The 13,122-nt window shown below is 68.7% G+C and carries 14 protein-coding genes; all 14 read left to right on the plus strand.

The window, feature by feature from the left end; translation table 11 throughout:
• Nucleotides 1-33 precede the first annotated feature (33 nt).
• Complete coding sequence (locus tag O2L01_RS10315; RefSeq protein WP_270121839.1) at nucleotides 34-294, plus strand: hypothetical protein; 261 nt, start codon at nucleotides 34-36, stop codon at nucleotides 292-294.
• The gene (locus O2L01_RS10320; protein ID WP_270121840.1) at nucleotides 291-701 is read left to right on the plus strand and encodes a type II toxin-antitoxin system VapC family toxin; all 411 of its coding nucleotides are present in this window, start codon (nucleotides 291-293) and stop codon (nucleotides 699-701) included. Before O2L01_RS10315 ends, O2L01_RS10320 begins: the two co-directional genes overlap by 4 nt.
• A 94-nt stretch (nucleotides 702-795) precedes the next feature.
• Nucleotides 796-1,617, plus strand: coding sequence for an ABC transporter permease (locus tag O2L01_RS10325; protein WP_270121841.1), 822 nt, complete (start codon nucleotides 796-798; stop codon nucleotides 1,615-1,617).
• On the plus strand, nucleotides 1,607-2,404 hold the full coding sequence (locus tag O2L01_RS10330; protein ID WP_270121842.1) for an ABC transporter permease: 798 nt from the start codon (nucleotides 1,607-1,609) through the stop codon (nucleotides 2,402-2,404). Before O2L01_RS10325 ends, O2L01_RS10330 begins: the two co-directional genes overlap by 11 nt.
• Nucleotides 2,405-3,196: an ABC transporter permease gene (locus tag O2L01_RS10335; protein WP_270121843.1), complete on the plus strand. Its 792-nt coding sequence runs from the start codon at nucleotides 2,405-2,407 to the stop codon at nucleotides 3,194-3,196.
• Between the two features lie 220 nt (nucleotides 3,197-3,416).
• The gene (locus O2L01_RS10340) at nucleotides 3,417-4,349 is read left to right on the plus strand and encodes a serine protein kinase RIO (protein WP_270121844.1); all 933 of its coding nucleotides are present in this window, start codon (nucleotides 3,417-3,419) and stop codon (nucleotides 4,347-4,349) included.
• Between the two features lie 37 nt (nucleotides 4,350-4,386).
• Nucleotides 4,387-6,270: an excinuclease ABC subunit UvrC gene (uvrC, locus tag O2L01_RS10345; protein ID WP_270121845.1), complete on the plus strand. Its 1,884-nt coding sequence runs from the start codon at nucleotides 4,387-4,389 to the stop codon at nucleotides 6,268-6,270.
• 99 nt (nucleotides 6,271-6,369) lie between these two features.
• On the plus strand, nucleotides 6,370-7,263 hold the full coding sequence (gene rapZ / locus O2L01_RS10350; protein ID WP_270121846.1) for an RNase adapter RapZ: 894 nt from the start codon (nucleotides 6,370-6,372) through the stop codon (nucleotides 7,261-7,263).
• Between the two features lie 97 nt (nucleotides 7,264-7,360).
• Nucleotides 7,361-8,293, plus strand: a complete 933-nt coding sequence (locus O2L01_RS10355) for a gluconeogenesis factor YvcK family protein (RefSeq protein ID WP_270121847.1) — start codon at nucleotides 7,361-7,363, stop codon at nucleotides 8,291-8,293.
• A gap of 3 nt (nucleotides 8,294-8,296) precedes the next feature.
• Nucleotides 8,297-9,283, plus strand: coding sequence for a DNA-binding protein WhiA (gene whiA, locus O2L01_RS10360; RefSeq protein WP_270121848.1), 987 nt, complete (start codon nucleotides 8,297-8,299; stop codon nucleotides 9,281-9,283).
• Between the two features lie 283 nt (nucleotides 9,284-9,566).
• Nucleotides 9,567-10,562, plus strand: a complete 996-nt coding sequence (gene gap, locus O2L01_RS10365; RefSeq protein WP_270121849.1) for a type I glyceraldehyde-3-phosphate dehydrogenase — start codon at nucleotides 9,567-9,569, stop codon at nucleotides 10,560-10,562.
• 7 nt (nucleotides 10,563-10,569) lie between these two features.
• On the plus strand, nucleotides 10,570-11,766 hold the full coding sequence (locus tag O2L01_RS10370; RefSeq protein ID WP_270121850.1) for a phosphoglycerate kinase: 1,197 nt from the start codon (nucleotides 10,570-10,572) through the stop codon (nucleotides 11,764-11,766).
• Nucleotides 11,767-12,552 carry a triose-phosphate isomerase gene (tpiA, locus tag O2L01_RS10375; RefSeq protein ID WP_270121851.1) on the plus strand — a complete coding sequence of 262 codons (786 nt, stop codon included), beginning with the start codon at nucleotides 11,767-11,769 and terminating at the stop codon, nucleotides 12,550-12,552.
• Between the two features lie 311 nt (nucleotides 12,553-12,863).
• Entirely contained in the window at nucleotides 12,864-13,109 is a 246-nt protein-coding gene (gene secG, locus O2L01_RS10380; RefSeq protein WP_270121852.1) for a preprotein translocase subunit SecG, read from the plus strand.
• Nucleotides 13,110-13,122: the final 13 nt, after the last annotated feature.

Raw genomic sequence — 13,122 nt, forward strand, 5'->3', positions numbered from 1 at the left:
TTGAGCATGCGCATCGCATGCTAACCTGGAGTCATGGTGTTCATCCAGGTCAGAAACGTTGAGGAGGAGCTCCGCGAAGCCGCCAAGAAGCGCGCCGCCGAGCTCGGGGTCGATCTGTCGACCTACGTCAAGACCCTGATCCGCCGCGATGTCAAACGGCCCAGCATGGCCTCCTGGCTCGATGAAGTGACGGCGGAACCGATCGGGCAGTCGTTCGACGTGGCCGAGGCGATTCGCGAAGCGCGTGACGAACGTGACGAGCAGATGCGACGGAATCTTGGGGATGCCGGGTGATCGTCGTCGACGCGAGCGTTGTGGTCGCACTGCTGACCGGCCATTCGTCGACGGATGCGATCGCCGAGCAACTGAACCGCGACACTGATGTGATCGCTCCGGCGCACCTGGACGCGGAGGTGCTGTCCGCGCTCCGGGGTCGGATGCTCGGTAGACACCTGACCATGGGGGACTTGCGGACCGCAGTCGCCAGGCTCGCCGCCGCACCGATCCGTCGGATCACGATGGAGAGTCCAAGACTGCTGCTGGAGACCGTGCGGTGGTTTCACAACCTCTCAGCATACGACGCTTGCTATGCGGCGCTTGCGAAAGAATTCGATGCGCTGCTGCTGACCGGCGACAAGGGCCTGGCGGACTCAGCGACCCGCGCTCAGATCGCCTGCGCGCACGTCGACTGCTCCGCCTGAAGACGGCCGGCGAAGCCTCGTCGCGGTCGAAATCGGTTGTGGCGGGGTGGGCGGGAACTTAGGATCGGACGTCCGCCTACCCCACGGAGTCGACTTGACCTTCACCCCGACGGCGATCCGGCGCGCGTTCGACTTGGACGTCGCACTCACTGTGATCGCGTTCAAACGCCGCGCCGCCTATAAGACCCAGTGGTTCGTCGGCTCGCTCATCGGCGGGACCGAGCTGCTGACCTCGCTCGCGCTGTGGGCCGCCGTGCTCGCCGAGCGCGGGGAGGTCGGCGGGTACGACTGGGACGCGATGCGCACCTACTACGTGCTGGCGTTCGTGACCGCGGCGATCGCCTTCGGCGGCACCGAAGGCCTTGCCGCGCAGCGGATCCTCGACGGGATGGTCGCGATCGACCTGCTCAAGCCCGTGGACTTCCAGCGGGCCCGCGCGGCCGAGTACACCGGCAGCATCCTCGGGAACCTCCCGACGCTCGGCGTCGGGCTCGCGGTCTCGATCCTGTTCCTCGACCCGCTGCCGCCGGTGTCCGCCACCGCCGGCGCGCTGGCCCTCGTGAGCGTCCTGCTTATCGTCCCGCTGGCGTTCGGGCTGATGTTCCTCTCGGTCATGCTCTGCTTCTGGACGCGCAGCTACCACGGCGTCATGTGGTCGCGCCGGACCATCACGGCGTTCTTCTCCGGACTCATGGTCCCGTTGGCGCTCATGCCGGCGGCGCTGCAGACGGTCGTCGGATGGCTGCCGTTCGTCCACATCGCGACGACGCCCTCGAACATCTACCTCGGCCGCGTCGACACGACCGGGGCGCTCGGGCTCGTGGCGCTGGAGGCGGCGTGGTGCGTCGCGCTGTGGCTGCTGGGGCGCGTGCTCTGGAACCGCGCGGTGAAGGTGGTGACCGTGCATGGCGGTTAGGCTGCGGCACACGGCTTCCACATACGTCCGTCTGATCTGGGCCCAGTTCCGGGCGATCACCGAGTACCCGGCGGACTTCTGGACCATGGCCGTCACCGGCCTGATCCTCCAGGCCGTGCAGGTCGGGTTCATCGGCGTGGTGTTCTCGAACGTGACCAGCCTCGGCGGCTGGGGCTTCCACGCGATGCTCATGCTCATGGGGTTCATGGTCCTGGCGGACGCGGTCACCGAGGTCGGCTGGGACGGGATCTGGACGATCGGGCAACGGGTCATCACCGGCGACATCGACTACCGGATCACCCGGCCCGCGCCCGTGATGCTCCAGGTCGGCGCCAGCGCGATCGGCATGCAGGCCGCCGCGAACGTCACCACGGGCTCGATCATGATCGCCGTCGGCTGGTCCGGCGCGGGCGTCGCCGCGGCGATGATCCCGGCGGCGCTGCTGCTGTTCGCCTGCGCGGTGGTCGTGCAGCTGACGGTGATCACGAGCCTGTGCTGCGTCGCGTTCTGGATGAAGGGACCGGCGGTCTCGTTCGCGTTCCTCGGCGCGCAGGTCCAGGAGAACGCCACGCGCTTCCCGCTGCAGATCTATCCGCGCGCGGTCCGCGGGATCCTGACATGGGCCGTGCCGTTCGCCTTCGTGAACTTCATCCCGGTGAGCATCCTGACGGGCGAGCTGCCGCTGTGGTGGCTCGTCTTCCCGCCCCTCATGGCCGCCGCGCTCATCGGGGTGACCACCCTGGTCGCCCGGACGGGCCTCGCCCGCTACGAGTCCGCAGGTCACTGAGTGGGCTTGCGCCACACCGCCTCCAGCTACCTGCGCCAGATCGGGGCGCAGATCCGGGCCGTCACCGAGTACCCGGCTGACTTCTGGACGATGGCCGTCACCGGGGTCCTGAATCTGGCGGTGCAGGTCGGCTTCATCGGCGTGCTGTTCGCGAGCATCCGGAGCCTCGGCGGCTGGGGGTTCCACGCGATGCTCATGCTCACCGGTTTCATGGTCCTCGCCGACGCCGTGACCGAGGTCGGCTGGGAAGGGATCTGGTCGCTCGGGAACCGGATCGTCAGCGGCGACATCGACTACCGGATCACCCGGCCCATGCCCGTCATGATGCAGATCGGCGCGAGCGCGATCGGCATGCAGGCCGCCACGAAACTGATCGTGAGCGCGACGATGCTCGCCATCGGCTGGTCCGGTGCGGGTGTCGCCGCCGCGATGGTCCCGGCGGCGCTGCTGCTGTTCGCCTGCGCGGTCGTGGTGCAGGTCGCCGTGTTCACGAGCCTGTGCTGCGTCGCGTTCTGGATGAAGGGCCCCGGCGTCCCGATCGCGTTCCTCGGTTCGACGGTGCAGGAGGAGGCCACGCGCTTCCCGCTCCAGATCTACCCGAAGGCGGTTCGTGCGGCCCTGACCTGGGTCGTGCCGTTCGCGTTCGTCAACTTCGTACCTGTCAGCGTCCTGACGGGCGAGCTGCCGCTGTGGTGGCTGGCCTTCCCGCCTCTCATGGCCGCCGCGCTCATCGCGGTGACCACCCTGATCGCCCGGGCGGGCCTGGCCCGCTACGAGTCCGCAGGTCATTGATGTGGCGGAGGCCATCGAAAAAACCTGTTGCGCGGTTTCCGGGGCCTCCGTTAGACTCGCATCTGTTGCCCGAGGCGTGTCGCCTTGGGGCTCTTGAGGATTGGAGGTGTTACTGATGGCTGTCGTTGTCTGCGCTCATGCCTTGAAACTCAGTTCACCTCCCGTCGGCTCGCGCTGATTCCGCAGCGAGCGACGGATCTTCATCCAGGAGCTCGCCACCTTGGCACGCAAGTCAGACTTTTCCGATTCTTTCCAATCCACCAAGCGCGGTCGCCGCAAGTTCGACGACGACGAGGTGTTCACCGCCGAGGACCAGGCCCGGTTCGAGGAGATGCGCACGGTCTTCGACGAGATGCCGCAGGACGACGGCCCGCCCGCCGGTGACCGGTGGTCGATCTGGTGGGACTCCGAGCCGCTGCAGCGCGGCCCGGAACCCCGGCCGGCGTGGGTCATCACCGACCACGGGGCCGTCGACTACGAACTCGGCGTCCTCAAGACCGGCAAGGAAGCCGACGTCTTCCTCATCGAACGCGCCCTCCCCGGCAGCGACCGGGCCGTGATCATGGCGTCGAAGCGCTACCGCAGCGCCGAGCACACCCAGTTCAACCGGGCCGGGGACTACATGGCCGGGCGCGGCGCCAAGCGCTCGCGTGACGCCCGCGCCATGGCCAAGCGCACCACCTTCGGCCTCGAGCAGGCCGCCGGCCGGTGGGCCGCCGCCGAGTTCGACGCGCTCAAGACCATGTACAACGCCGGCGTGCCGGTGCCGTACCCGGTGCAGATCCTCGGCCGCGAGGTCCTCATGGAGTTCATCGGGGACGGCCGCACGGCCGCGCCCCGGCTGGCCGAGACCAAGCCCGACGAGGTCGAGCTCGAGAGCCTCTGGGACCAGGCCTGCGAGGCGCTGCGCCGCATGACCGAGCTCGGTTTCGCGCACGGCGACCTCTCGCCGTACAACACGGTCGTCCACGACGGGCGGCTCGTCGTGCTCGACCTCCCGCAGGTCGTGGACCTGTACGCGAACCCGCTCGGCTTCGACTTCCTCACCAGGGACGTCGAGAACCTGGGCTCGTGGTTCACCGCGCGCGGCATCCCGCGCGACGAGGTCGAGGAGCTCCAGACGGAGCTGAAGGCCTTGGCGGCCATGCCGTAGTCGCGGGAGTGTCGGGGGCGGGTCATATCCTTGTGGTGTGGCTGTTGATTACCGTCCCGCCCCCGGCACCATCCCGACCGCGCCGGGCGTCTACCGTTTCCGGGACCGCGACCGGCGCGTCATCTACGTCGGCAAGGCCAAGAACCTCCGCAATCGCCTGAACTCGTACTTCGCGGACGAGACGCGGCTCCACGAGCGCACCCGCCGGATGGTCAACACCGCCCGCAGCGTCGAGTGGACCGTGGTCGCCACCGAGGTCGAGGCCCTCCAGCTGGAGTGGACCTGGATCAAGGAGTACGACCCGCGCTTCAACGTCATGTTCAAGGACGACAAGTCCTACCCGTGGCTCGCCGTCACCGTGGGAGAGGAGTTCCCGCGCGCCCAGGTCATGCGCGGCGCCCGCCGCAAGGGCGTGCGCTACTTCGGGCCGTTCGGCTCCGCGTGGGCCATCCGCCAGACCCTCGACCTCCTCACCCGGGTCTTCCCGATCCGCACGTGCTCGGACACGGAGTTCAAGCGCTGCAACCGGATCGGCCGACCGAACCTCCTCGCGGACATCGGCAAGTGCTCCGCGCCGTGCGTCGGCCGCATCTCCGTCGAGGACTACCGCGAACTCGTGAACGGCTTCTGCGCCTTCATGTCCGGCGACCACGCCCCCGTGCGCCGCCGCCTCATCAAGGAGATGCAGGAGGCATCGGAGGCGCTCGAGTTCGAGAAGGCCGCGCGCCTGCGCGACGACCTCGCCGCCCTCGACAAGGTCCTCGAGCAGCAGGTCGTGGTCCTCGCCGAGGACGTCGACTGCGACGTCATGGCCGTCGCGGACGACGAGCTTCAGGCCGCCGTCCAGGTCTTCCACGTGCGCAACGGCCGCATCCGCGGCCAGCGCGGCTGGGTCATCGACAAGCCCGAGCCGATCGACCTCCCCGGCATCGTCGAGAGCTTCTGCCTGCAGTTCTACGGCGAGCAGAACGAGGTCGTGCCCCGCGAGGTGCTCGTCCCGGCCCTCCCCGACGACGCCGCCGCCCTGGCCGAACTCCTCTCGGAACGCCGCGGATCCAAAGTGGACTTGCGTGTCCCTCGCCGCGGCGACAAGCGCGCCCTCGCCGAGACCGTCGAGAAGAACGCGATCGAGAACCTCCAGCGCCACAAGCTGAAGCGCGCCGGCGACCTCACCGCCCGCTCGAAGGCCCTCGAAGAGCTGGCGGACGCCCTCGACCTGCCCGAGGCCCCGCTACGTATCGAATGCTACGACGTCTCGCAGTCCCAAGGGGAGGACGTCGTCGCGTCGATGGTCGTCTTCGAGGACGGCCTGCCGCGCAAGAGCGAGTACCGCCGCTTCGTCATCAAAGGCGAGCGCAAGGACGACCTCGCGAGCCTCCAGGAGACCCTGCGCCGCCGCCTCTCCAAGCTCGCGGACCAGCCCACCGGCTCGCCCACCGAGGAGGACGAGGAACCCAAGCGCGGCTTCCACTACCCGCCGCAGCTGCTCGTCGTCGACGGCGGCCAGCCGCAGGTCGCCGCCGCCGAAGCCGTCTTCGCCGAACTCGGCATCGACACCATCAACCTCGCCGGCCTCGCCAAGCGCCTCGAGGAGATCTGGCTCCCCGGCGAGTCCTACCCCGTCATCCTCTCGCGCACCTCCGAGGCCCTCTATCTCATGCAGCGTGTGCGCGACGAGGCGCACCGCTTCGCGATCTCCCTGCACCGCACCAGAAGACGCAAGGGCCTCATCACCTCCGCGCTCGACGGCGTGCCCGGCCTCGGCGAGTCCAAACGCAAGGCCCTCCTCAAGCAGTTCGGCTCCGTCAAGCGCATCCGCGAGGCCGAGCTCGCCGATCTCGAGGCCGTGCCCGGGATCGGCCCGAAACTGGCCGAGGCCTTGCAGACACATCTGCGTAATCCCGACGACAACGGGGCTTGAGACACGGTAGGTAGTAATACGCTTGTCAGTTCGGCAAGCACGTCGAAGCCGTGTCACCACGGCGGCAGGAACGAACTCGGGGATACTTGACTTATGGGTGTGGCAGCAGTGCAAGCGGGCGGAACCGACCGCAGTGAATTGGACCTCGTGATCGTCACCGGCATCTCCGGCGGCGGCCGCTCGACGGTGGCGCGCGCACTGGAGAACGTCGGCTACTACGTCATCGACAACCTCCCCGAATCGCTCGTCGGCCAGGCCGCCGAGCTGGCCGCGGCCGGGGGAGAAGAGGTGCGGCGCACCGCGATGGTCCTCGACGTGCGCTCGCGCGCGTTCATGACCGACCTCGTGGGCGTCATCGAAGACCTCCGCAAGGGCGGCTTCAAACCCCACCTCGTCTTCGTCGACGCCGACGACGACATCATCATCCGCCGCTTCGAGAAGGTCCGCCGCGCCCACCCGCTCCAGGGCGACGGCATGCTCGCCGACGGCATCGCCGCCGAGCGCCGCATCCTCGAACCGGCCCGCGGCTCGGCCGACACCCTCTTCGACACCACGCACCTCAACGAGAACCAGCTCCGCTCCCGCGTCGAGGAGGCCTTCCTCGCCCCCTCCACTCCGGGACTCCAGTTCACCTGCATGTCATTCGGGTTCAAGTACGGCATCCCGCGCGATGCGGACTACGTGGCCGACGTAAGATTCCTTCCCAACCCGTACTGGGTTCCCACCCTGCGCGAGCACACCGGGACCGACCAGGACGTCGCCGACTACGTCCTCGGCCAGGACGGCGCCGAGGAATTCGTCGCCGCCTACGCCTCCCTGCTGCTCGGCACCACCCAAGGGTTCGAACGGGAAGGCAAGCGCTACATGACGATCGCCATCGGCTGCACGGGCGGCAAGCACCGCTCCGTCGCCATCGCCGAGTCACTCGCGAAGCGCCTCAACGCCGCCGGGTTCCCCGCCAACACCCACCACCGCGACCGGGGCAACGAGTGACCGACGCGCCCGCAGGACCCGCCCAGGCCGCCGCCCACGCGGGTCCCCCGGACGCCCCTCCTCCCCGCCCCGAACGCCGCACCTCCGAGGTGACCGCATGACCAGAGTCGTCGCGTTCGGCGGCGGACGGGGCCTGTCCGCCTCGCTCCGCGCCCTCACCAGGCTCGACCTCGACCTCACGGCCGTGGTCACCGTGGCCGACGACGGCGGCTCCACCGGGGACATCCGCGCCACCCGGCCCGTCCTGCCCCCCGGCGACCTCCGCAAGGCCCTCGTCGCCACCGCCGACCCGGCCAAGTCCGAGGCCGCGCGCCTCTTCTCGCACCGCTTCGGCGGCCAGGACTTCCTCACCGGCCACCCGGTCGGCAACGTCGTCCTCACCGGCCTCCTCGAACTCCACGCCAACCCCGTCGACGCCCTCGACTTCGCCGGCCGCCTCCTCGGCTCGCACGCCCGCGTCCTCCCCATGTCCTGCACCCCGCTCGACATCGAGGCCGACCTCGCCACCTACGACCCCGCCGAAGGCACGGGCACCCGCACGATCGTCGGCCAGCACGACATCGCCGTCGCGGACGGCAGCGTCAAGGACGTGCGCCTCCTCCCGGCCGCCGCCACCGCCTGCCCCGAGACCCTGGACGCCGTCGCCGAGGCCGACTGGCACGTCTTCGGCCCCGGCTCCTGGTACACCTCCGTCATCCCGCACCTGCTCCTCCCGGACCTCCGCGAGGCCATCGGCGCCGCCAAGGCCAAGCGCGTGGTCGTGCTCAACCTCTCCGAGGAGAAGGAGACCGACGGGCTCACCCTCGCCGGACACGTCGACACGCTGCGCCGTTACGCCGAAGGTGTCCGGTTTCACTACGTCGTCTCAGGCGACACCCGAACCCTCGCCGATCCCGGATCGTTGAACAGTGCGGCACAATCGTTGGAGGCCCAGCTCGTCGCCGCGGACCTCGCCTCCGACGGCGTGACGCATGATGTCGCCGCGCTGGCTGCCGTGTTGGGAAACCTGCTGGTTGAAGATGGTGGTTAACGAATGGCGATGACCTCGGAGGTCAAGGACGAACTCAGTCGCATCGAGGTGACGAAGTCCTGCTGCCAGCGCGCCGAACTGGGCGCGCTGTTCCGCTTCGCGGGGGGCCTCCACCTCGTCGGCCAGGGCAACGTGGTCGTCGAGGCCGAGGTCGACGCCGGCAACGTCGCCCGCCGCGCCAAGCGCATGATCGACCAGCTCTACCACTACGAGTCCGAGATCCACGTCCTCGTGGCCGCCGGGCTCCGCCGCAACAACCACTACCTGCTGCGGGTGATGGCCGACGGCCAGGCCTTCTCCAAGCAGATCGGCCTCACCGACCAGCGCGGCTACCCCGTCCGGGGCCTGCCCAACCATGTCGTGGGCGCCTACCCGTGCTGCGCCGAGGCCGCTTGGCGAGGGGCCTTCCTCGCCCGCGGCTCGCTCACCGAGCCCGGCCGCTCGTCCTCGCTCGAGGTCACCTGCCCCGGCCCGGAGTCGGCGCTCGCCCTCGTCGGCGCCGCCCGCCGCCTCGGCATCGCCGCGAAGTCCCGGGACGTGCGCGGCGTGGACCGCGTCGTCATCCGCGACGGCGACGCCATCGGCGAGCTCCTGACCCGCCTCGGCGCCCACTCCTCGGTCCTGACCTGGGAGGAGCGCCGGGTCCGCCGCGAAGTGCGCGCCACGGCCAACCGCCTCGCGAACTTCGACGACGCCAACCTGCGCCGCTCGGCGCGCGCCGCCGTCGCGGCCGCCGCGAAGGTCACCCGCGCCCTCGAGGTCCTCGGCGACGACGTCCCCGAACACCTCGCCTCCGCCGGGCGGCTCCGCCTCGACCACCGGCAGGCCTCCCTCGAAGAGCTCGGGGCCCTCGCGGACCCGCCGCTGACGAAGGACGCCATCGCCGGGCGCATCCGCCGGCTCATCAACATGGCCACCAAGCGCGCCCAGGAGCACGGCGTCCCCGGCCCCGACGACGTTGTGGCCGAAGAGGAAATGCTCGTGGCATGATCGGTCCGCGACCTGCCTGCCCTTGGGCGCGGTACACCGCACCGGCGGCCGATCAACGGCTACGCTTAACCGCGATGTCACACCCCTGTTCCGGGTGTGACATGATCGGGGGGAACCGGCCGCGACAGGTTCAGGAACCACAGCGGTAGGGTCAAAGAGTGCTCGGCGACGAGGCCGAACAGCGATCTGTTCCACCGTCGCTATTCGGCTGAACGGATCGCGTACGAGACCGCTCCCGGTCTCATTCAAATATTCGATCCTGTTCAAGCGAGGAGATGGCCACGTGACCATCCGTGTGGGCGTCAACGGCTTCGGCCGTATTGGGCGCAACTTCTTCCGGGCGGTTCTCGCCTCTGGCGCCGACGTCGAAATCGTCGCCTTCAACGACCTCGGCGACCTCAACACGATCGCCAACCTGCTCAAGTACGACTCGATCCTCGGCCGCCTGCCGTACGAGGTCAAGATCGGCGACGGCGAGCTGACCGTCAACGGCAAGACCATCAAGGCGTTCTCCGAGCGCGACCCGAAGAACCTCCCCTGGGGCGAGGTCGGCGCGGACGTCGTCATCGAGTCCACCGGTTTCTTCACCGACGGCACGAAGGCCGCGGCCCACCTCGAGGGTGGCGCCAAGAAGGTCATCATCTCCGCTCCGGCGAAGAACGAGGACATCACGATCGTGATGGGCGTCAACCACGACAAGTACGACGCCGAGAAGCACAACATCATCTCGAACGCCTCGTGCACCACCAACTGCCTGGCCCCGATGGCCAAGGTCCTGAACGAGTCCGTGGGCATCGAGAAGGGTCTGATGACCACGATCCACGCCTACACCCAGGACCAGATGCTGCAGGACGGTCCGCACAAGGACCCGCGCCGCGCCCGCGCCGCCGCCCTGAACGTCGTGCCCACCACCACCGGCGCCGCCAAGGCCGTCGGCGTGGTGCTGCCCGAGCTCAACGGCAAGCTCGACGGCTACTCGCTGCGCGTCCCGGTCCCGACCGGCTCGATCACCGACCTCACCTTCGAGGCGTCGCGCAACGTGACGGCCGAAGAGGTCAACGCCGCGCTCAAGGCCGCCGCCGAGGGCCCGCTCAAGGGCATCCTGTACTACACCGAGGACCCGATCGTCTCCAAGGACATCGAGACCGACCCGCACTCGTGCATCATCGACGGCCTCCTGACCAAGGTCATCGACAACCAGGTCAAGGTCTTCGGCTGGTACGACAACGAGTGGGGCTTCTCGAACCGCCTCGTCGACCTCGTCAAGCTGGTCGGCTAGCAGCCTGATGAAGACGCTCGACGAACTCCTGCAGGAGGGCGTCAACGGTCGGCGCGTACTCGTACGCGCCGACCTCAACGTCCCTCTCGACGGGAAGAACATCACCGACGACGGCCGCATCCGCGCCGTCGCGCCCACCGTCAAGGCGCTGTCCGACGCCGGCGCCCGCGTCGTGGTGTGCTCGCACCTGGGCCGCCCCAAGGGCGAGCCCGACCCCGCCTTCTCGCTGGCCCCCGTGGCACAGCGCCTCGGCGAGGTCCTCGGCCGCGAGGTCGCCTTCGCGACCGACACCGTCGGGACGGACGCCGAGTCCAAGGCCGTCGCCCAGGGCGACGGCGACGTCCTCCTGCTGGAGAACCTGCGCTTCAACAAGGGCGAGACCAGCAAGGACGACACCCAGCGAGCCGAGTTCGCCGGCCAGCTGGCCGCCTTCGGCGACGTGTACGTGGACGACGCCTTCGGCGCCGTGCACCGCAAGCACGCCTCCGTCTTCGACGTCGCCCAGCTGCTCCCGCACTACGCGGGCTGGCTCATCGCCAAAGAGGTCGAGGTCCTCTCGAAGCTCACCGGCAAGCCCGAGCAGCCGTACGTCGTCATCCTCGGCGGCGCGAAGGTCTCGGACAAGCTCGCGGTCATCGACAACCTGCTCGACAAGGTCGACACGCTCATCGTCGGCGGGGGCATGATGTTCACCTTCCTCGCCGCCCAGGGCTACGAGGTCGGCTCGTCGCTGCTCGAGAAGGACCAGATCGAGACCTGCAAGACCTACCTCGAGCGCGCCGCGAAGCTCGGCGTCGAACTGCTGCTGCCGGTCGACACGACCACCGCCGCCGAGTTCGCCGCCGACGCCGAACCGCTCACCGTGGGCGTGGACGCGATCCCGGCCGACCGCATGGGCCTCGACATCGGCCCCGAGTCCGCGAAGACCTTCGCGGACCGGATCGCCGGCGCCAAGACCGTGTTCTGGAACGGCCCCATGGGCGTGTTCGAGTTCCCCGACTACGCCGCCGGCACCAAGACCGTCGCGCAGGCGCTCGTGGACTCCGAGGCGTTCTCGGTGGTCGGCGGCGGCGACTCCGCCGCTGCGGTCCGCACCCTCGGCCTGCCCGAGGACGGTTTCGGCCACATCTCGACCGGCGGAGGGGCGAGCCTCGAGTACCTCGAGGGCAAGACCCTGCCCGGCCTGGACGCACTGGAGAATTAGATGACTGAGACCCGCAAGCCGCTCATCGCCGGCAACTGGAAGATGAACCTCAACCACCTCGAAGCGATCGCGCTGGTGCAGAAGCTGGCCTTCAGCCTCACCCGCGAGCAGCTCGAAGCGGTCGAGACCGTCGTCCTGCCGCCGTTCGTCGACATCCGCAGCGTGCAGACGCTGGTCGACGGCGACAAGCTCGTCATCGGCTTCGGCGCCCAGGACCTGTCGGCGCACCCGTCCGGTGCGTACACCGGCGAGATCGCCGGCTCGATGCTCGCGAAGCTCGGCTGCTCGTACGTGGCCGTCGGCCACTCCGAGCGCCGGCAGTACCACGAAGAGGGCGACGAACTGGTGGCCGCCAAGGTCCGCCAGGCCCTCAACAACGGAATCAGCCCGATCCTCTGCGTCGGCGAGGCCCTGGACGTGCGCGAGGCGGGCGACCACATCGCGCACTCCGTCAGCCAGCTCATCGCGGCGGTCGACGGCCTCACCGAGGAAGAGCTCGCCAAGGTCGTCGTGGCCTACGAGCCCGTCTGGGCCATCGGCACAGGCCGCACGGCCAGCGCCGAGGACGCTCAGGAGGTCATCGGGGCCCTGCGCCAGGCACTGGGCGAGAAGTTCGGTGCGGTCGCGGAGCGGGTCCGGATCCTCTACGGCGGTTCGGTCAAGTCCTCGAACGTCGCCCAGATCATGGCCAAGCCCGACATCGACGGCGCCCTGGTGGGCGGCGCGAGCCTCGACGCTGAAGAGTTCGCCAAGATCGTCCGCTTCCCGGAGCACGCCGGAGCGTAAAGCTTCATAGCAAGACTGCCTGCAGCGCCTCGAGCTGAGCGCTGCGGGTCGCAGACAGGGCCGCCGCACAGCGTTGTGCGGCGGCTCCTTGCGTTTCTGGCGCAACGAGTGTCATGTGAAGATGACACCCAGCGGTTCTGGTGGTCCATCAAGTGTCATGTGAAGATGACACCCAGCTGTTCCGGGCGCCCAGAGAGTGTCATGTCAAACTGACACTGATTGCCAGACGGATATTGCATTCGGCTAGACTCGGCCGTGGCCCGCGCCCCATAACGGGCCAGAATTGCTGAGAGGACACCCGATCACCGATGATGACGGTTCTGAGTTACGCCCTGATGATCCTGCTGCTGCTCTCCAGCGCGGTTCTGATCCTCATGGTCCTGCTGCACAAGGGCAAGGGCGGCGGCCTGTCGAGCATGTTCGGCGGCGGCATGTCCTCGGTCGCCTCGGGCTCCTCGGTGGCGGAGAAGAACCTCACCCGGATCACGATCGCCGTGGGCGTCATCTGGTTCGCCTGCATCGTGGCCTTCGGGCTCATCCTGCGCACCCTCGTGTAGCGCCAAAAGCATC

It is taken from the genome of Glycomyces lechevalierae (assembly GCF_027622945.1).
Taxonomy (GTDB): Bacteria; Actinomycetota; Actinomycetes; order Mycobacteriales; family Micromonosporaceae; genus Glycomyces; species Glycomyces rutgersensis.

Excerpts from the sequence above, each read along its gene's own strand:
- O2L01_RS10315 (WP_270121839.1), top strand. The coding sequence starts at position 34 with ATGGTGTTCATCCAGGTCAGAAACGTTGAGGAGGAGCTCCGCGAAGCC.
- O2L01_RS10330 (WP_270121842.1), top strand. The coding sequence starts at position 1,607 with ATGGCGGTTAGGCTGCGGCACACGGCTTCCACATACGTCCGTCTGATC.
- O2L01_RS10355 (WP_270121847.1), top strand. The coding sequence starts at position 7,361 with ATGACCAGAGTCGTCGCGTTCGGCGGCGGACGGGGCCTGTCCGCCTCG.
- whiA (WP_270121848.1), top strand. The coding sequence starts at position 8,297 with ATGGCGATGACCTCGGAGGTCAAGGACGAACTCAGTCGCATCGAGGTG.
- O2L01_RS10370 (WP_270121850.1), top strand. The coding sequence starts at position 10,570 with ATGAAGACGCTCGACGAACTCCTGCAGGAGGGCGTCAACGGTCGGCGC.
- tpiA (WP_270121851.1), top strand. The coding sequence starts at position 11,767 with ATGACTGAGACCCGCAAGCCGCTCATCGCCGGCAACTGGAAGATGAAC.
- secG (WP_270121852.1), top strand. The coding sequence starts at position 12,864 with ATGACGGTTCTGAGTTACGCCCTGATGATCCTGCTGCTGCTCTCCAGC.